Below are 18720 nucleotides of genomic sequence, written 5' to 3' on the forward strand. Positions count from 1 at the left end.
GCGCGTCATGATCACCGGCGACCCAGGCGCCGGCAAGACATTGTTCTTCCGCGCCATTGCCGGCCTTTGGCCCTGGGGCAGCGGGAAAATCGGCCTGCCGGCTGGAGAAACTCTCATCTTCGTGCCGCGTGTTCCGTATTTGCCGGCCGGCACGTTGCGAGAGGTGCTCAATCACGCGAATGGGCATGCGCCCGCCAGCGATGCCGACATTTCGGCCGTGCTGACCGAGGTTGGTCTTGAACGGCTGTCATCGTCACTCGACCGCGTGGGACGCTGGGACCATGAGTTGGCCGATGACGAACAGCGCCTGCTGGGCGTGACCAGGCTCGCGTTGCGGCAGCCGAAGTGGGTGATCATCGACGAAGCGATGGATGCGTTCGACGGACCCTCGCTGAGGCGCGTGCTGACGATGCTGGAAAAGCATCTGAAGGGAGCCGCGATCATCAATATCGGGCGCGGCCAGCATCACAACCGGTTCTTTCCGCGTGGCCTGACAATCGTCAACGACACCGGTGCCAAGCCGCTGAAACCTGTTCGTGTCAGGGCCGGCGCCATTGATCCGGAGCCGGCTGCCGTCCGCCGCGAGCAATAGATCGATATTCAGATCGCATCGGGTGGTACCATCGCCTGTCCGGTTGGACAGCGTCCCTCACGTCCATATTTTGCGCGATGACTACGCAGTTCACTTGATGCAGCGCTTATCCTGCAGGGGACCTGCAGATCAGAGGTTCGCAGCGCGATTGAGGGTCGTGCCCGTTTGATCACCGAGCGATGGGCCCGCCCTGCCAGACCGACACCATGGTCTTGGCGACACGTTCGTCCAATCGCGGGCCAGCACCCAATGCATCATCTTCGAGGCACCGAGCAGGTAAACATCCAAGGAGCTTCCAGTGGACACCACGACAACCACCCCGCAGATTCGCCTGACACGCCGGACGCCCACCTATTGGCGAGTCACATTCGACAATGCCCCGCTCAACGTCATGGGTCCACAGATGGTGAAAGAGTTCACCCATCTGATTGACGCCATTGAGGCTGACGAAGATCTTCGGGTGGTGGTGTTCGACAGTAGCGTCGAGGGATACTTCCTCAACCATTCAGACTTCAAGGCGCGGATCGAGGATATGCTCGCGCTGCCGCCGGGACCGACGGGCCTGCCGCCCTGGCCGGATTTTCTTGTGCGGCTGACGCGCGCGCCGGTGGCCTCGATCGCCCTCATCCGGGGCCGCGCTACGGGCAACGGGAGCGAAATCACCCTTTCCTGCGATATGGCTTTCGCCAGTAAGGAAAAGGCCATCATTTCACAGTGGGAGGTTGGCGTGGGTATGGTCGCCGGCGGCGGACCGATGGCTCGCCTGCCTCACCTGATCGGTCGCAATCGCGCCATGGAGGTTCTGTTGACCTCCGAGGACATCCGTGGAGAACAGGCTGAGGCGTATGGCTACGTGAACAAAGCCCTGCCGGACGCAGAGCTCGACGCGTACGTTGATGCGCTCGCCACTCGGATTTCGAGGTTCGACAAATGGGCCATCGGGCAAACCAAGCGTTTGGTCAATACCAGTCTTCCGTCGGATGTAGAGCTGGGCGCAGGATGGGAAGCCTGCATAGCTTCGCTAAGCCGACCCGCCGCTCAGGAAGGCATCAAGTCGCTGACCGCCAAGGGCTTCCAGTCGCCGGGAGATGTCGAGAATCGGCTGGCTTTTCACCTGGGCGAGCTGCCTCAGCGATAGACCGCAGTCGATGGCGACGGCGTCCCCTCAACGATAAGGATCATTCCATGGATCTGCTCACGAAAGCGAAGTCGGTTGCCGAACGTGTGGAGGCAGAAGCGACAAAGGTCAACGTCCCTGTCGCCGTATGTATTATCGATGTTCACGGCAATCTGGTTCTCCAACACCGGATGAACGGCGCGCCTGTCTTCGCGCTCGAGATTTCCGAGCGCAAGGCGTATACTTCGGCACTGGTACGCCTTCGCACGGCGGACATCCTGCCGCTCGTACAGCCGGGCCAATCGCTATACGCGTTGCCCACAGTCGGCGGGGGGCGCTTTTGCCCTATGGGTGGAGGTGTTCCGCTGCTCGACGAGCATGGAAATGTGTATGCAGGTGTCGGCGTTAGCGGCGGCACTGCAGAAGAGGATGTTTGGATTGTGGAAGCTAGTGTCCGCTAACTGCGCTTCGGCCAAATTCGCCAGAACCCTCGGCTAGGGGCGACGGGATCACCTTGGAGCCCAACCGAACATCGGTGTGGGGGGAGAGCAGTAGCCGAGATTTCCATAGCGGTCCTGCGTCCTGTCACAAAATATTGGTCGGAGCGGTCTTGTGGCTAACGTCATGATCGACAAGCGCACCAGGCCATGCACTTTGACCGAGGTACACAGCGTCTCTCGGACACGTACGACGGCGAGTTCATGGGTTGCTCGCCAGATCTGCTGCGGAAGATTTGCTGAACCTTGCTTTGAGAAACATCCCCGGGGCACGATTGTTATCGACCGGCGGGCCGTCCACTACATATGCCTTTTTGAATATGATGATTGCCGGGAACATGGCGTTTTCGACGACGCGGCCCAGCTTACAAAGGCGTAGAACAAGGCGGGCTGCGGACGCCTTTTCCGCTCCGCCGTTGGGTGGCTAGCAGACCGAGTTGCTATAAGTCGAGGCAATCACGACGCTGGCTCAGGCTGCGGCGATAAATAGCGGTTTTGTTGAGCTTGTTGCTCGGCGCAGGCATTCTGCTGCAACCAAAAAGCATTTTCGTTGCCGAGTTCACCAAGTCGCCTTCGAAGTTCTACGGAGAATTAGCTCGGACGGCGGCAACGCCGGACTGTCCTCAGTTCAAGAGGTCAGGCTGACGCCGCTCGTTTCAATGAACTAGCATCGGCAGAGGCTCGAGCATCTCGCCATCGCTCCGGTAGCTCAGCAGATCGAGGATTTGCGCCTGGATCGTGCGTCGAGCATAACGGCTCGCTCATCAGGGACAAGCAAAGACAACTTCACAAGCGCAATGGGTATCATAACGCGCTGACGCATATATCGCCTGCTATCTGGTGCATATAGCTGTCGACGCGGGATCAGCGTCGGAAGTCTGGTACATGTTGCAACATACCAGACGCCCGCTTGCGCGCCTCGCGGCGGCCGACCGGATCGTGCAGCGCGACCATCTCTCGGCGAAGGTTGGCAGCCGGGTGCCCCTGGTCCTTGGCTCCCGGAAGATCACGGCGATCAAGGCTGCACATCCTGCTGGAACTGCTTTTCGCTGGAAGTAGCCTCCCTTCAGCGAGATGCAGGATGCTGTACTTGCCCGTCCGGAAGTGACGGCAATAATGAGCCTGTCATGGCTAAAATTATTGTCCTAACAACCAGCCATATAATCAGCAGGTTTGCGGCCGTAAAAATGGGAACAGCCAGAATGCCAGCCAAACCAGCGTCGCCACGAACGGCCAATTTTTCAATCGTTGTCGCCAACGCCGTGGCGCCGAAGCTGACGCTCCATAGACCGGCGGAAAAGCGGTCCATGATCCGTGGAAGCAAGCCGGCAAGAAGAATGGCCTGCAGGATTGCGTAACCGATGAGACAGTGAACAAAGACATCTCCGGATATAGCCGACGAGTTGACATAAGCTAGCGAACAAACCGCTGGAGGGGCGAGCTGTACGCCAAGGGTCGGCCTAATGTGATGTCCGAGCGGTTCGCCAAAATAGAGACGACGGAACAAGACGGAATCGATTGTAAGCCACGAGAAGAGCCCAGCGCCTAAAGCCAGTTGGGCCCACTCAAATTGCCCAAATGCCGACAGGCCAATGCTAAGGACGAACGACGCTGCGGCTACAGGCAGATATAAGGCGGGTGTCGCGTCCGATAGAGCAATTGCGTGTTTCCAGATCTTTTGCGAGTGCCAAAACCCAAATCCAATCGCGAGCACTCCACCGATGCATATCAGAATGGTGGCTACCGTCGCGTCGAACGGCAACACGCTTACCGCAGTTAGCATCATCCCGACACCCACCAGACCAGGGAAGCAACTCTGAACAGGATCCGCGAGCTCAGCTCGTACGGCCAATGGGGCCAACCACAACTTCAAAGCGTAAAGCGTCAAAAGAGCTGTCCATATGCACATGGCCAATACCACGGACGCCACAGCAATTCCTTTGGGGACCGCCCACAGTTGATGCGCGACCTGCCACATTATGGAGAACGAACTTGTCCCGAGGCCGATAGAAAAAAGCGAGGCGGGAAACCGAGCTATTGGAGATCGCTCCGTCGGGAGATGAATCAAGGCCTGGTGCTCTAGCGCCACCTTTCCCTTGGAATGCGGTCCAGTCACTTTCGCAACGCCTTCCGATTCGAACCACTCTTTAATATTGCATCCTCACGAGCCTGCCCCAAAATCGCAGAGCCATCCAATCAAAGGACATGGGCAGTTGAATGCACACCCTACGCCTTAGGTCGCTAACGCATCGCCGGCAATTTCAGCGTCACGACTGTGCCTGACCCGAGGATGCTTGCTAGATCGATGCTTCCACCCGAATCTTCAACGAAACGTTTGACCATCGGCAATCCAACTCCACCCAACCCCTCGCCTTTGGTCGTGAAGAAGAGATCAAATGCTCGCACCATCGTCTCGCTCGTCATCCCAATTCCTCGGTCTTCAACCCGAACATTCACCTCCCTGGGATTTCCCGACACCATGGCGTGAACTGATATCAAGCCGCCGTCGGGCATCGCATCGCGCGCATTGAGCAGAAGATTCAGGACGGCATTTTGCAGCCCGGCTCGATCGCACCTTACCAAAGGAAGGTCGGGGTCGATGCAAACCTCCACACGGAGGTTTTCATCCCACGCGCTACGTACAAGAGCTTCGACGTCGGCCAAGCAGATGCCCACATTCGCATGGGATACTACCTCTTCAATCTCTCTAGCTGTCCTAATGGTCTGCCTGACGAGACAACCCGCCTTTTCGAGAGCGGTCTTGGCGCCAGCAATCACCATCCCTGCGCCTGGAGCCGTTGCGATGTTAGGGTCTCTGCCCAGGTGGTTTAACGCGGATGACGCGACTTGAATGAGATTACCGAGGTCATGGACGACGCCGGCGGTGGACATCTGCAGGGCCAGGCGCCCTTGCGGAATGTTCCGATGCCCTTCAAATATACTATTATCTACTTGCAGGCTCGACATCCGACTTCTCCGCTTGTTCGATTCAACATTCGCTTACGTTCAGAAACCAAGCATAATCACTGCGTATCGTGATCGAGGACAAACCAACTGAATCCCAGGAGCGCTCTCCTCGCCGTTTGTTTCACACAGCTCCCGCATACAATCCCGCGCCAGCAGCCAGACAGATGATGACATCGTTACGTCAGTGGAGGATTGATGGAACCGGTTGAGAACTCGAGATGACAGTCCCTTGCGTCGTCCGATCTCGATACCTGTACATATGCCAATCAAAAGCGTTCAACTAATAGATTACTGACAGCGGTCAAAGTCCGGATATATTGAACGATGGTATTCCCGATACTTTGGTGTCGATCGATTCGGTGGCCCGACGTGCTAGTTTCCATTGGTGGGCGCTGACGCTAAGTATCCCCCGATCAGGGCTTACCCGAGCGCAACTGGCTGGTGGTGGCTGGCAGAAAGGACGCAGGGATGGCTCGCTTGCTGTCGGTCAATGTGGGTTTGCCGCGTGGCGTTCCTTGGAGCGGAAGGACAGTTGATACTGCAGTCTGGAAAACATCCGTTCAGGGCCCACGCCAGGTACGACGGCTCAACGTCGATGGCGACAAGCAGGGAGACATGGTGGGGCACGGCGGCGAACAGCGGGCCGTTTTGGTCTACCAATCCGAATCCTATCAGTATTGGCAACGCGAGCTGGGCCGCAATAATTTTTCCTACGGACAGTTTGGCGAGAACTTCACAGTCGATGGCCTGCCGGACCATGATGTGTGCATTGGCGATCGCTACCGGATTGGGAGCGCCTTGTTCGAAGTGACCCAACCGCGCGTCACTTGCTACCGGATCGGTATTCGCATGAATGAGCCGCGTATGGCTGCGCTGCTGGTTGCGCGAGCCAGGCCCGGCTTCTATCTGCGCGTCCTGGAAGAAGGCCAGGTCGAGGCTGGAGACGAGATCGTCCAGGTCGCGAGCGGCCCTGAGCAAATGACCGTGTCGGAGGTCAATGCCTTGCTATATTTGCCCAGTCACCCTCGCAGCCAAATCGAGCGAGCATTGCGCATCCCCGCGCTAAGCGAAGGCTGGCAGGGATCCTTCCGGGCATTGCTCGCACAAAGCAAGGACCGTGATGCCACGAGACGCAATGCCGGGCTTGATCCCATGTCGGAATCACCTCCTGCGTGGACGGGATTTCGCCCGCTGCGCGTGATGCACAAGATCCGCGAGAGCATCAGTGTGATGTCACTGGTCTTAGAGCCCGTTGATGGACCTCGCCTCGCAGCGGCGCTTCCTGGGCAGTTTGTCGTACTGCGCCTGCAAATGACGCCCGACGCCCCGGCCATTATGCGCAGTTATTCTTTGTCGGGTGAACCCGGTGAGCCCTACTACCGAATAAGCGTAAAGCGGGAAATACAAGGTGTGGCGAGTGCCTACATTGATGACCGGGTTGAAGTCGGAGACGTGCTGGAGATCAGCGCACCACGCGGCAGCTTCACTCTACGCCCAGGCAACGGTCCAATCGTGCTTCTAAGTGCCGGGGTGGGTTCGACGCCCGTGATTGCGATGCTCCATGCGTTGGCGGCAACGGGTTCGACAAGGGAAGTCTGGTGGCTCCACGGAGCTCGATGTGGCCACGAACATGCTTTTGCCCAAGAGGTTCGAGACTTGCTGAAAGACCTGCCCCGCAGCCACAGCCATGTAAGCTACAGCGCGCCTGATCGCGAGGACAGGCAAGGTTTGGATTTTGATTCCGCCGGACACTTGAACATCGAGGTGCTTCAACAACTCGATGTTCCGCGCCATGGCACCTTCTATCTCTGCGGGCCATCTGCGTTTATGGGCGACCTCGGCGCAGCGCTTGCAGACTGGGGTGTCGCCGCAGATGCAATCCATACGGAGCTGTTCGGCCCGCGTCCTTCGAGTACACCAGGTATTACTACATCCCCAGGGCGGCCGCCCCATCCACCTGCGGAATCCGCCGGCACGGGCCCTCTAGTTTCGTTCGCACGCAGTGGCTTGAGCGTCCATTGGGGGTCAGGATTCAAGAGTCTGCTTGAACTTGCTGAAGCGTGCGACGTCCCCACGCGATGGTCGTGCCGCACGGGGGTTTGTCACATTTGTCAGACCGGGCTCGTGGCTGGAACAGTCGCTTTTCAGCCTGATCCAATTGAGCCGCCGACAAGCAGCACCACCTTGATCTGCTGTTCCCAGCCTACTGGGGACGTCGTCCTTGATCTCTAAGGTAGTCAGACAGGACTTGTCGGACCGTCATGTGCCCGCACTGACCTGGATTACTGCATCGGCGAAAGCCCGCGGCGCTTCCTGCGGTAAATTGTGCCCTACGCCGCCCGTGATCAGGCGGTGAGAGTACCTTCCTGAGAACATCTTCGCGTAGGCGCTGGCTTCAGGGTGAGGCGCGCCATTAGCGTCGCCCTCCAGCGTGATTGTAGGAACGGTGATGACGGGCGCCTGCGCAAGCCGCTTCTCCAGGTTATCATATTGAGGTTCGCCCTCGGCGAGGCCTAGACGCCAACGGTAATTATGTATCACAATCGCCACATGATCGGGATTGTCAAAGGCGACCGCGCTACGGTCGAAAGTCGCATCGTCGAAATCCCATCGCGGCGAGGCGAGACGCCAGATCAGCTTTGCGAAATCGCGGGTAAATTTCCGATAGCCAGCCTGCCCGCGATCGGTCGCAAAGTAGTACTGATACCACCATTGCAATTCCGCGCTCGGTGGCAACGGCTGCCTCCCGGCCTGTTGACTGCCGATCAGATAGCCGCTCACCGAGACCATAGCCTTGCACCGTTCCGGCCATAGGGCTGCCATTATATTTGCCGTTCGGGCGCCCCAGTCACAGCCGGCAATAGTTGCCCGTTCAATACCGAGCGCATCCATCAGTGCAACGACGTCCAGGGCAACTGCCGACTGCTGACCGTTGCGCATCGTACTGTCCGAAAGGAACCGCGTTGTGCCGTATCCGCGCAGATACGGAACGATCACGCGATACCCCTCGGCAGCCAACAAAGGCGCCACACCGGCATAAGTCTGGATGTCGTATGGCCAGCCATGGAGGAGGACCACCGGCGCGCCGGTTCGCGATCCCATATCCGCGTATCCCATGTTAAGCATTCCGGCGTCGATCTGCCTCAAAGAATCCAGCAACTGTTGTGTCGCTTTGGTCGCGAGACCCTTGCTTGTGTGATCGACAGAGGATCTCGCCGCGGCGGGACTACCTGTCCCGAGCTCTAACGCAGTCATAGCCGCAACAGCCGTCCCGAGTAGGCGACGGCGATTGTGGTCAATTTGTTGGGGCACGTCATTCATTGTTAGCCTCCTTCAGGGAAATGATCCGTGTCTTCTTGCCCCCTGCAACTCAAACGCGCGGCCGGGGGGAGGGGGGACCCCCCCCCGCTACTGGGCGAAGGCGATGGGGGGAGGATCGCCTCTTTCGCCTCAGATTGATCGGCGTAACGATCTGAACGCCTCTCTGAGCTCGGCAGTGAAGACGTAAGGCTGCTCCCACGCCGCGAAATGGCCCCCTCTGTCCACTTCATTCCAATAAATGAGGTTGCGGAAGCTTCTCTCGCCCCAACTCCGTGGTGCGCGGTAGATCTCGGCCGGATACACGGTGACCGCCACAGGGACCTTTGGGATGTCAAACGCGTCAAACGGGCCACCGCCTGCTTGCGAGCTTTCCCAATACGTTCGCGATGATGAAGCTCCCGAGTTGGTAAACCAATAGAAAGAGATGGCATCCAGCATCTCGTTGTGGGTGAAGATCCGTTCTGGCTCTCCGTCGCTATCCGTCCACTCAGAGAACTTGTCGTAAAAGTAAGCTGCCATTGCGACGGGAGAATCGGAGAGGGCATAGCCGATGGTTTGGGGGCTCTGATTCATTATCGCCGCGTAGCCAAAGCCATCGCGATAGAAGTGCAGCAGCCGATCGTAGGCGTTCTTCTCCCGATCCGATAATTCGGCCGGCGCCGGGTCGAAATTGCGGAGATGCCGAAGAATGCCCGGCGGTACAGTACTTGGCATATTAACGTGAATGCCGAGAAGACCTTTCGGAGCCTGAACAGCCAACAACTGCGAGACAATCGCACCCCAATCGCCTCCCTGCGACACGTACTCGGTGTATTCCAGCCGGAGCATCAACTCATGAAACGCGGCAGCCGTCCGCGCCGGAGCCCAACCAGTGGCAGTTGGCTTACCCGAGAAGCCGTACCCCGGCATGGTTGGAAGAACGAGGTGAAAAGCATCTTCGATCCTCCCCCCGTGCGCAGTAGGATTAGTCAGCGGACCGATGACCTTCAAGAGCTCTATAATCGAGCCAGGCCAGCCGTGCGTCATAAGCAGGGGTAGTGCCCCGTCATGCTGTGAGCGAATGTGCGCAAATTGGATATCCACTCCGTCCACGCTGGTGATGAATTGCGGCAACTTGTTCAGTTTTGCCTCCACCCTGCGCCAGTCATAACGGCTGCCCCAATACTCAACGAGCGCCTGAAGCTTCGCCAGTTGGACGCCCTGCGAACGATCATCGACGGTCTCCCGTTCCGGCCACCTTACGGCTTTGATACGCCTGCGAAGATCTGCAAGCGCCCATGTCGGAACGTGGATATTGAACGGACGGATGGATTCTTCGCTAGCAGCTGCCCGCAACACTCTTGGCGCCAGATTGACAGCTCCAACCGCAGCGACCGCAACAACGACATCGCGACGAGTTGGTGATAACGACGTCGCTGACATTAAATCCTCCTGGTTCACGTCTATCCACACAATAATTACAAGGTCTTTATCCAAGGTGCAAAAATCTATAGAACGATGGTATCGGCGATACTTTCGCTGGTTGGATCAAGCGCCAAATACGCGCTGTCACGTCATCCAGAATCGTCAGGTACTGCGTGGTTAGAAAGCGCACCTGCTGGACATCGGCCGAAATCCTCCAATGGCCGTCAAGCCGTTGTCGAACAATCCTCGGGCTGGGTGTGCTTGTCGACGAATTTTGCGTTGTGCTTCACCTGCTCGAACAACGCCGCGCACCGCACTAATTACTACCCTGATACCCACGAACTTCGACGATTCCCACAACACAAACTCGTCCGATGCACCGTGGGCGTTATCCTTCTTGCGCCGGCGTGTACGAGTATGGCAGCACTCAGGCCGGCAGCGGTTTGCCGGTCTGCTCCGCTACAATGTACTCGGCGTACCAATCGGGCCAGCTGTCGTCCCTCTGTCCGCCCCTCCGCTTCTCATGCTCCCCATGGGCTTCTGCCGCGCGTCGGAGCGCAGCTGCAAGCTTGGCTGGCGAGGCAAACGTCGTGTCGCCATCGACGCGTCCCGGGAGTCTTGTGGTGATTTCCTGTAACAGCCACCCATTGCCGTCGGGATCCTTGAACGAAGTAAAGGAGTTGTAGGTTCGCCGCTCAGGATCCCTCCCTTTGATCGTCGGCTGTCCAGGCCCTGTACGATATGACACTTCGCTCGCATCGACCCCGCGAGCCGCGAGTTCGGCGTGCGCCGCTTCGATATCGGAGACGACGAGATAGAGCCCCTGTACGGAACCGGGCACGGCGGACGTGAGGCCGATACCGAAGTGGATCGAACTTGGCGAGCCGGGAGGCGTGAACTGGACAACCCGAAATGCGTCACCGACGGCAATGTCGGCATCGAGCCTCCAACCCAGGTCGCCGTAAAACCGCTTAGCCCGGTCGACATCCGAAACAGGAATGACAACGACCTCAAGCTTCATATCGACCGCCGGCAATTCCTGGCGCTTCTTGACTGCATCGGTGCGCTCTACATCATCGCTCATATCAAGCTCCATCGGTTCGGCGGCAACACTCCCCCCAGTGCCAACACGAGAGCAGAGCAACGCGACCCCATCAATTACCCGATGGTATCGGTGGTTGGCGTTCCACTGTACACAATGACTGGATCGAGCAGCCACCTCGCCACGGCCCTCGCCCGCTCGCTGAGAATCGTCTTGGATCCACGCCTTCAGCGTTCCGGGAGGGGCGCCGACGATCCCCACCGTCGCCAACGCCGCCAGGAACTCGCGCTCTGCAGGCAACAATGATCTCCTTGGCATAAGCTTCGGCCTCATTTGCTCCCGATGGAAAATCAAGGACCTATCTCCGGACACGTGCGCCACCTACTGAATGCAATTATCGTGCAAACCGAAATTGTGGGCCGCTTAAAGTATGGGATCCATGACGCTTTGGTATCAGGTGGAGCATTTGGCATCGCGCCAAGGACTACCTGCACACGGCGGGAAGCCATCGGAGAGCTGAGCAACAAGCCCCGATCGCACCGAATTCCTTCCTTGGCGTCCGACAGACGCACTTCAGGTCAGCATTTCTCGACGAACAATGCCAAAGTATCGGCGATACCATCGAACAATAGATTCGCGACGGTCTACAGGTACACTTCAATTCGTCCCGTTATAGCGTGGTCGGGAGAAGTATCGGTAGTTTATCGTGGCGATTGTCAGCTCGGCGGTTGCTCAGTGAGGAAAAGGAATACGTCATGGACGTTAGAGCTAAATGTCTCGTCACCGCATTTGCACTCTCAGTAATCGGGGGAAGCGCGTTTGCCGGCGCACTTGATGTCATCGACCCGATCAACCAGCTGTCGTTTAGCCATACCAGTTCCATTAAGAGGCAGACCCATACGGATCCGGTTATGAGGAGCAGGTTTAGGGCAGCCCTTGGAACCCTCCCAATGGGCAAGCGCAAGGCGATGATAAGAGAATGTCAGGACGCGGGGATGACCAAACCTTACGCAGAATTCTGTGCTGATCTGAATGCTCTTGGCCAGGGGCATTGAAGCTGTTCCGATCGAACAGGGGATCACCTATCCGTCAGTATTGTTCGAGGTGCCAGGTGATTCGGTCTATCGCTATCGGTTCGGGTGATTGCCGGGTCATGAGGTGTGCATTCTAAGAATCGCAGTCAGGGCGTTACTTTAACGCCAGGTTATTGGCGCTATCTACGATCATCAAATGATGTTCAGATTTATCGACAAACCGTCAATGTTAAATACTATTCGATGATAGGAGATTGTTATGCTTCTATACCGCTTCGCTATCTCGAGGGCAGCAGCAAGCGCCGGTTGTCTTATTCTCACTATTGGCTTCGGCTTGGCGCCAATCGGCGGTGCCCGCGCGGACACGTTGCCCGGACAGGCTGGTGCCCCTTACCAGAGTATGCCGTCGTTGGCGCCGATAGGCGCGCGCGTCGATCAGTACCTTCCGATTCCCAAGGAGGACGTAACCCCCGCCATCGACTGGAAGAAGGGATACCGGAGCCAAAAGCTGGGTCGCGGCCTCTACATGGTCACCGACAACGGGTACCAGTCGATGTTCCTGGTGTATGAAAAAGGTGTGGTTGTGATCGACGCCCCTCCGGGGTACTCGGCTCACATACGCCAGGCAATCGCTGAGGTGACGGATCGGCCTATCACATATCTCGTCTACAGCCATGCGCACGTGGATCATATTGGCGGCGCGAACGACCTCGGCGGCCGTCCAATTATCATCGCCCAGGAAGAAACCTTGAGGCTGCTCGATCGGGCCAAAGATCCCAGGCGCCCCCTACCGAGCGTCACATTCAAGGACCATTACACCTTGAACGTCGGTAGTCAGGTTCTTGAACTGACCTATCCCGGCAGCAGTCCACATGAGCCGGGCAACATCTTCATCTATGCTCCAGAACAGAAGGTCCTGATGGTGGTGGACGTGATCTTTCCTGGCTGGATGCCTTGGCGTCGCTTCGCACTTGCCAAGGACATCCCCGGCTACTTCGACCAAGTGGCCTATATCGATACATTGCCGTTCGAAACGCTTGTTGGGGGTCATGTCAATCGCGTAGGCACGCATTCCGACGTCCGTACTCAGCTCGAATTCATGAATGACCTGAAGGCCGCCGCAGCTGCTGCGCTGAAGTCAACGCCGCCCGGCGAAGAAATGGAAGCAGAAGACACGGCCAACCTCTGGGCTGTCTATGACAATTATATCGACCGCGTCGTCGTGCAATGCGTCAATGCGGTCACGCCCAAGTGGCAGTCCCGACTGGCCGGGTATGACGTGTTCATCTGGGACCAGTGCTACGCGATGGAGCAGAGCCTTCGTATCGATTGAAGGCCTACAATCCGAGGGTTTCAGACTGGGTTGTCCCTCTGGGCGATCTCGTCGAGGGGCGGTGCGGGGGCGTTCAATGGGTTTGCCGGACTAGCAGCCAATACGGCGACTGATCCGCGATCCGGCCACACCGAGCCAACTCGCAAGTTGACTAGCCACATGTTGGAGATTGGATCGTTGAAATGCTCCGAGCTGAAGGCTTTGAAGGACCCGCGCAACCGCCGTTTGAGAGTGATGACCAATCGCAACCAGCGGCATCTCCCGCAATCGGTTCTGTGGCTTCGTCTGCATCAACGCGAGCACCAATAGGTCAGGCTCGGAAGGTAGCTATCGTGGTGGTGGCGACTGTAACGATTTCGCTCTCGGGAGCCTGGGCCTGGCAATGGTATTTTCACGGCCGTTTCGAGGAGACCACGGACAACGCTTATCTGCGCGGCGATATAACGAGCATCGCGCCCAAGCTCTCCGGCTATGTGGTGGAAGTCCCGGTTGGAGACAACGCCAACGTTCGCAAGGGGAGTTTGCTGTTTCGCATCGACGATAGTGACTACCGGGCGAAACTCGACCAAGCCATTGCCACCCTGTCCACGCGACAAGCCGATATCGCAAACATTGGAGCAACGCAGAATCTGCAAGATGCCTTGATAGAACAAGCGGCGGCACAGGAGCGGTCGGTCTCAGCGGATCTGCTGTTTGCAAGAGCCAATCTTGACCGCTACACCGCTCTCCAGAAGAGCGGAACAGCCAGCGAACAAAAACTCCAGGATGCACAGACCGGGTTCACAAAAGCCGAGGCTGCGGATAAAGCCGCGGCGGCCAATACTCTGGCGCAGAGGCTCAAGCTTGGCGTGCTAAGTGCCCAACTCGCCGGCGCCCAAGCAGCGATGGCTCAGGCGAAAGCGTCAGTCAGCCTGGCCAGGATGGATCTTGCCAATACCCTCATACAGTCGCCAATCGACGGTGTCGTAGGCAACCGGCAAGTTCGCGTCGGGCGGTACGTCACTCCCGGCACCCCGGGTATGGACATCGTTCCGGTACAAGATGTGTGGGTCGTGGCCAATTTCAAGGAAACCCAGCTAAATCGAATGGAAATCGGGCAATCAGTTCGGGTGATGATTGACGAGTACCCTGGTGTTCAGATTGATGGTGTCGTTGACAGCTTTGCCCCGGGTAGCGGGGCTGCCTTCAGCGTGCTGCCACCGGACAATGCGACTGGTAACTTCATCCGCGTCGTTCAGCGCGTTCCAGTCAAGATAAGACTTACACACAATCCGTTGCCAGGCCGGCTGCTTCCCGGACTTTCAGCCCGCATTGCTGTCCGGGTGAGCCGAGAGACCGATCCCGCAACCACCTCTTCGAACCCGGTTGGCGAGCTTGCCGGAAATCGGCCTGGTGCGGCGAAATGAGCCGTCAGATCGGACCGCGACACTCAGTGGCGAAGCCCGAAGCGCTGGGCGACGTGTTGGTCTTGATCGGAGTTGTACTGACCGCCGTCATGGATTCGATCGCCAGCACGGCGCTCTCTATCGGGCGCCTGGATATGCTGGGCGACATACATGCCACGAGCGACGAATTCGCGACTTTAGACATCGCATTTCTCGCGGCCAAAATGACCGGCTTCTTGGTCGCGCCGCTGTTTGTTGCAGCGCTGAAGCCTACACCCTGTTTGCGCGCCGGCGCGGTCGCGCTTCTCCTGGCGTCTGCTGCAATGATCACTTCCGCCGATATTGCCTGGATTGACTTCTGCCGCATCGTTCAGGGTCTTGCCGGCGCGACTGTGCTCGTGGCAGGCCAGACGCTGCTGTTCTTGCGTTTCTCAAGCCCTCAGCAACCGGTAGTGCAAGCTGTTTTAGCCCTGGGCTCGGTGATGGCCCCGACGACCGTGACGCCAGCCCTGCAAGGCTGGCTTGTCGACCACCGGTCATGGGACTGGATATTCCTGAGCAACGTGCCGGTGGGCATTGTCGCCCTGGTCATGCTGGCGGCGGACCGGAGGCAAGCGTTCCGCGACAAGATCCGCCTCCCCTATCCCCAGGTCGTGCTGGTTGGAATCGCCGCTGCATCTTTGACGTATGTGTCGCAGCAAGGCAGCAGGTTCAATTGGTTCGATGACGGGCCCATCACTCTTTTCGCCCTGAGCGGCTTGCTGGCGGTCATCCTCCTGCCGCTGTGGGAACTTGGATTTGCATCGGACCGTTCGATCCTCCCCACGTCGCCTTTGGGTGATCCCGACTTTCGCTTCGCATTTGTCGTCAGTCTGGTAGCCGGATTCGCGTTGTCCGGCAGCGCCTTTCTCATCCCGGCCTTTGCCCTAAACGTTCTCAGTTTCACGGCTACGGATGCTGGAACACTCCTTTTGCCGAGTGGAGTAATCTTGGGGTGCACCCTGCTGCTGGCGGGGGTCGGGGTACAGAAAAGCAGAATAAATCCGCTTGCTTTGGCTCCTGTCGGTGTCGTGTGTTTCGCCTCGTCAATGTGGTTCCTGTCGGGTTCGACAAGCGACAGCGGAACTGTGGATCTGGAGTTTCCACTGCTCCTGCGCGGCTTTGGGCTGGGTCTCCTGTTCATCAGCCTGACGCTGTCTGCCTTCATGCGGCTTCCCGTCAAGGCCTTGCCATTCGGGATCGGTCTTTTCGGTCTTGGTAAACAGATTGGTGGTCTGACCGGTACTTCTCTGCTGCAAACTTATCTCGATCGACAACTTACTTATAACAGGACCATCCTGGCGTCCCACTTGGCCGTTGGCGATGTCTCGCTCGAGGAGCGTCTGAAAGCGGTGGCAGGCCAACTTGCGGGCAGGGGCCTCGACAGTGTTGTCTCTGGTAGGGCCGCGCTATCGCTTCTGCGGCAGGCTGTCGACAGGCAGGCGATCGCCATTTCCTTCAATGAGGCCTTCTTCGCGCTTGTGCTGTTGTTCTTGATCGCGGGGCCTTGCCTAGTCGTCTGCAAGAGGGTTCTTGGCCGTCGATCCTCGGGCGAATAAGTTTACCGAGGATCTAGGCTGCTATTGTCGGAAACGCCGGGGAAACATCTGTACTCAACAGATGACGAAACATAGTCGACCTAACTCAGGACTCGTCCTGGGGCGTTCCCATCGCCGCCTGTGCCTCTTGAGCATTGGCTGGGCCTCGGAGAATCTTGGCAGCGAATGCGGCAATAATCGCGCCTACGACCGGTCCCACGACGTAGACCCACCACGTTGACAGATCGCCTCGCGCCAGGTCGGGTCCGAAAGCACGGGCAGGGTTCATCGCTGCTCCTTCGTAGGGGCCCCCCAGGGTCCCCAGCGACATCACGTAGGCACCCACGGCGATAGGGATAAACTGGCCATTGAGCTTCGGGCCGTTTGCCATCGAGATCACCATCAAAACCATGCCAAATGTCAGGATGGCCTCGAAGAACACTGCTTGGATGAGTTGCTCAGGTTGCGGAATCGTGGCCGCGAGATTGCCTTCGATACCGAAGAACGAACGGGCAAGAAGTGATCCCGCCGCCGCGGCAATCAACTGCACAATGACGTAGGCCATGCACATCGGCCAACCCATATCGCCGCGCAAGGCAAACGCAAATGTCATGGCAGGATTGAAGTGCGAACTAATGTCGCCGAGAAAATAGATCGCCGCGACCAGCCACAATGCAGAAATCGCCGACAGGATGAACGCAGCGATGATGGGCTCAACCTTTATCCCGCCGTGCAAAACCAGAATGGCTGCACCGGCTGATAATACGAAAGTCAATCCTGCAGTGCCGATAAACTCTGACAATAGGCGCCTGAACCGATGTCGGGGACTTTTCCAGTTTGCGTTGAAACGAGACTCGCCGATCTGCAGTGCGAGAGCGGCCTCGCCGAAGCCAACAGGATGGGTGCTCATGGATATCCTCCTGGGAATAGCTAGTTGAAGGTGATGACCGCCTTGCCCAGGACGGCAGCAGCGGCCGCCGGCTTGGACGAGCTAACGCTCACCTAGGCGGATGTTGCGACGTACGGTCTCACCATCTTTTCTGGTTTAACCACGCGGTCGAACACTGCTTCGGAAACGAGGCCCAGCTTCAGAGCAGCTGCTTTCAGCGTGAGATCGTTGTCCATCGCATAGTGCGCAATCTTCGAAGCTTTATCATAACCAACGACAGGCGAGAGTGCGGTGACGAGCATCAGCGAATCGCGGACATCCCGGGCAATCTTCTTCGTGTTGGGCTTCGTACCCTCGATCAGGAACCGACGAAAGTTCGTGCAGCTGTCGGTGATGATCGTGATCGAGTGGGTGATGTTGTGGATGATCAGGGGCTTGTAGACGTTCATCTCAAGATATCCGCCGGCCCCGCCGAACCCCACTGCAACATCATTGGCCATCACTTGCACGGCAGCCATGGTTAGCGCTTCGGCCTGGGTGGGATTCACCTTGCCGGGCATAATGGAGGAACCCGGCTCGTTCTCCGGTATTATCAGTTCGGCGAAGCCTGTTCGGGGTCCGCACGACATGAGACGAATGTCGTTGCCAATCTTGTAAAGTGAAGTTGCCAGAGTGCGCATCGTGCCAGAAAACTGTACCAAGGCGTCGTGTGCGCCCTGGACGGCAAACTTGTTGGGCGCGGTTACAAATGGGAGCTGGGTCAGCCTCGCGATTTCGGCCGCGGCTGCTTCTGCGAAACCTGGTGCGGAATTGATCCCGGTGCCAACCGCCGTCCCGCCGAGGGCGAGACGATAGACGCCGCCTAATGAACTCTCGAGCCGATCAAGGTTGTCGGTCAGCATTTCAGCATATCCAGACCATTCCTGGCCCAAAGTCAGCGGCGTTGCATCCTGCATATGAGTACGGCCGATCTTGATGATGTCGTTCCACTCCTCGGACTTGGACCGGATGGCTTCCTCGAGCTGCTTGACCGCCGGAATCAGGCGCCGTTTAGCGTTGGTTGACGTCGCGATGTTCATCGCGGAAGGAAATGAATCGTTTGACGATTGCGCCATATTAACATGGTCGTTTGGATGAACTGGCGTCTTACTCCCAAGGACGGTCCCGGTCAGCTGACAGCACCGGTTGGAAATCACCTCATTAACGTTCATGTTGAACTGAGTACCGCTGCCCGTCATCCACACGTGGAGCGGAAACATGTCCTGATGCTGCCCCGCCAATATCTCGTCACATGCCTGCACAATCAGTCGATGGACTTGAGCATCGAGCCGTCCGCCTGCCTGATTGGCGTTGGCAGCGCCTTTCTTGAGCACCGCATAAGCTGTGATCATTTCCCGCGGAATCAAATCTCTCCCGATGGAAAAATGATCGAGAGACCTCTGCGTCTGAGCCCCCCACAGCTTGCGGGCTGGGACGTTCACCACACCCAGACTGTCGGTCTCCTTGCGCATGCGAGTCACGGTCCGTCCTCTTCACAACCCTTGATATTGCTCGTTGATTCG

15 protein-coding genes are annotated in these 18720 nt (G+C 57.8%); 8 read left to right on the forward strand and 7 right to left on the reverse strand.

The genetic code is table 11. From position 1 onward, the window contains the following. The 3 genes from NKI96_RS08935 to NKI96_RS08945 all read left to right on the forward strand — a co-directional run. Positions 1–592, forward strand: a 592-nt coding sequence (locus NKI96_RS08935) for an ATP-binding cassette domain-containing protein (RefSeq protein WP_352803808.1), incomplete at its 5' end; no start/stop codon positions are given. A 298-nt stretch (positions 593–890) separates the two neighbouring features. Continuing rightward, positions 891–1730: an enoyl-CoA hydratase/isomerase family protein gene (locus NKI96_RS08940; RefSeq protein WP_031199880.1), complete on the forward strand. Its 840-nt coding sequence runs from the start codon at positions 891–893 to the stop codon at positions 1728–1730. A gap of 47 nt (positions 1731–1777) precedes the next feature. Further along, positions 1778–2170, forward strand: coding sequence for a GlcG/HbpS family heme-binding protein (locus NKI96_RS08945; RefSeq protein WP_023734859.1), 393 nt, complete (start codon positions 1778–1780; stop codon positions 2168–2170). A 1102-nt stretch (positions 2171–3272) separates the two neighbouring features. Here NKI96_RS08945 and NKI96_RS08950 read toward each other — a convergent pair. Then, positions 3273–4322 carry an SLAC1 family transporter gene (locus NKI96_RS08950; RefSeq protein ID WP_352803812.1) on the reverse strand — a complete coding sequence of 350 codons (1050 nt, stop codon included), beginning with the start codon at positions 4320–4322 and terminating at the stop codon, positions 3273–3275. Between the two features lie 125 nt (positions 4323–4447). Further along, positions 4448–5173, reverse strand: coding sequence for a sensor histidine kinase (locus NKI96_RS08955; RefSeq protein WP_023734862.1), 726 nt, complete (start codon positions 5171–5173; stop codon positions 4448–4450). A gap of 468 nt (positions 5174–5641) precedes the next feature. Between NKI96_RS08955 and NKI96_RS08960 the strand changes: the two genes are divergently transcribed. Further along, the gene (locus tag NKI96_RS08960; protein WP_023744394.1) at positions 5642–7405 is read left to right on the forward strand and encodes an MOSC and FAD-binding oxidoreductase domain-containing protein; all 1764 of its coding nucleotides are present in this window, start codon (positions 5642–5644) and stop codon (positions 7403–7405) included. Between the two features lie 27 nt (positions 7406–7432). Here NKI96_RS08960 and NKI96_RS08965 read toward each other — a convergent pair whose 3' ends face one another. The 3 genes from NKI96_RS08965 to NKI96_RS08975 form a co-directional block, all read right to left on the reverse strand. After that, a complete protein-coding gene (locus NKI96_RS08965; RefSeq protein ID WP_023734864.1) occupies positions 7433–8485 on the reverse strand; it encodes an alpha/beta fold hydrolase in 1053 nt (350 codons plus the stop codon). A gap of 138 nt (positions 8486–8623) precedes the next feature. After that, positions 8624–9916 (reverse strand): epoxide hydrolase family protein, encoded by a 1293-nt coding sequence (locus tag NKI96_RS08970; protein WP_023734865.1) that lies wholly within the window; start codon positions 9914–9916, stop codon positions 8624–8626. Positions 9917–10325: 409 nt separating this feature from the next. Further along, the gene (locus NKI96_RS08975; protein ID WP_050590574.1) at positions 10326–10982 is read right to left on the reverse strand and encodes a VOC family protein; all 657 of its coding nucleotides are present in this window, start codon (positions 10980–10982) and stop codon (positions 10326–10328) included. 713 nt (positions 10983–11695) lie between these two features. Here NKI96_RS08975 and NKI96_RS08980 point away from each other — a divergent pair. The 4 genes from NKI96_RS08980 to NKI96_RS08995 all read left to right on the forward strand — a co-directional run bounded on the left by NKI96_RS08980 (position 11696) and on the right by NKI96_RS08995 (position 16290). After that, a complete protein-coding gene (locus NKI96_RS08980; RefSeq protein ID WP_023734867.1) occupies positions 11696–11995 on the forward strand; it encodes a hypothetical protein in 300 nt (99 codons plus the stop codon). A gap of 238 nt (positions 11996–12233) precedes the next feature. After that, complete coding sequence (locus tag NKI96_RS08985) at positions 12234–13307, forward strand: MBL fold metallo-hydrolase (RefSeq protein ID WP_023734868.1); 1074 nt, start codon at positions 12234–12236, stop codon at positions 13305–13307. Between the two features lie 329 nt (positions 13308–13636). Then, complete coding sequence (locus tag NKI96_RS08990) at positions 13637–14713, forward strand: HlyD family secretion protein (protein ID WP_460221877.1); 1077 nt, start codon at positions 13637–13639, stop codon at positions 14711–14713. Continuing rightward, complete coding sequence (locus NKI96_RS08995) at positions 14710–16290, forward strand: MFS transporter (protein ID WP_023734870.1); 1581 nt, start codon at positions 14710–14712, stop codon at positions 16288–16290. The genes NKI96_RS08990 and NKI96_RS08995 overlap by 4 nt, the downstream gene beginning before the upstream one ends. Before the next feature lie 85 nt (positions 16291–16375). Here the strand turns inward: NKI96_RS08995 and NKI96_RS09000 are convergent, their stop codons facing one another. Both NKI96_RS09000 and fumC read right to left on the reverse strand, forming a co-directional pair. Continuing rightward, positions 16376–17179 (reverse strand): MIP/aquaporin family protein, encoded by an 804-nt coding sequence (locus tag NKI96_RS09000; protein ID WP_023734871.1) that lies wholly within the window; start codon positions 17177–17179, stop codon positions 16376–16378. A gap of 92 nt (positions 17180–17271) precedes the next feature. Next, positions 17272–18669 (reverse strand): class II fumarate hydratase, encoded by a 1398-nt coding sequence (fumC, locus tag NKI96_RS09005; protein ID WP_031199887.1) that lies wholly within the window; start codon positions 18667–18669, stop codon positions 17272–17274. Positions 18670–18720 lie beyond the last annotated feature (51 nt).

Origin of the sequence: Mesorhizobium sp. M0292, assembly GCF_040321695.1 — a bacterium.
Taxonomy (GTDB): Bacteria; Pseudomonadota; Alphaproteobacteria; order Rhizobiales; family Rhizobiaceae; genus Mesorhizobium.

Coding starts and splice junctions, on each gene's coding strand:
- NKI96_RS09000 (WP_023734871.1), bottom strand. CDS start 17,179: ATGAGCACCCATCCTGTTGGCTTCGGCGAGGCCGCTCTCGCACTGCAG.
- NKI96_RS08995 (WP_023734870.1), top strand. CDS start 14,710: ATGAGCCGTCAGATCGGACCGCGACACTCAGTGGCGAAGCCCGAAGCG.
- NKI96_RS08960 (WP_023744394.1), top strand. CDS start 5,642: ATGGCTCGCTTGCTGTCGGTCAATGTGGGTTTGCCGCGTGGCGTTCCT.
- NKI96_RS08980 (WP_023734867.1), top strand. CDS start 11,696: ATGGACGTTAGAGCTAAATGTCTCGTCACCGCATTTGCACTCTCAGTA.
- NKI96_RS08975 (WP_050590574.1), bottom strand. CDS start 10,982: ATGAGCGATGATGTAGAGCGCACCGATGCAGTCAAGAAGCGCCAGGAA.
- NKI96_RS08955 (WP_023734862.1), bottom strand. CDS start 5,173: ATGTCGAGCCTGCAAGTAGATAATAGTATATTTGAAGGGCATCGGAAC.
- fumC (WP_031199887.1), bottom strand. CDS start 18,669: ATGCGCAAGGAGACCGACAGTCTGGGTGTGGTGAACGTCCCAGCCCGC.
- NKI96_RS08970 (WP_023734865.1), bottom strand. CDS start 9,916: ATGTCAGCGACGTCGTTATCACCAACTCGTCGCGATGTCGTTGTTGCG.
- NKI96_RS08985 (WP_023734868.1), top strand. CDS start 12,234: ATGCTTCTATACCGCTTCGCTATCTCGAGGGCAGCAGCAAGCGCCGGT.
- NKI96_RS08945 (WP_023734859.1), top strand. CDS start 1,778: ATGGATCTGCTCACGAAAGCGAAGTCGGTTGCCGAACGTGTGGAGGCA.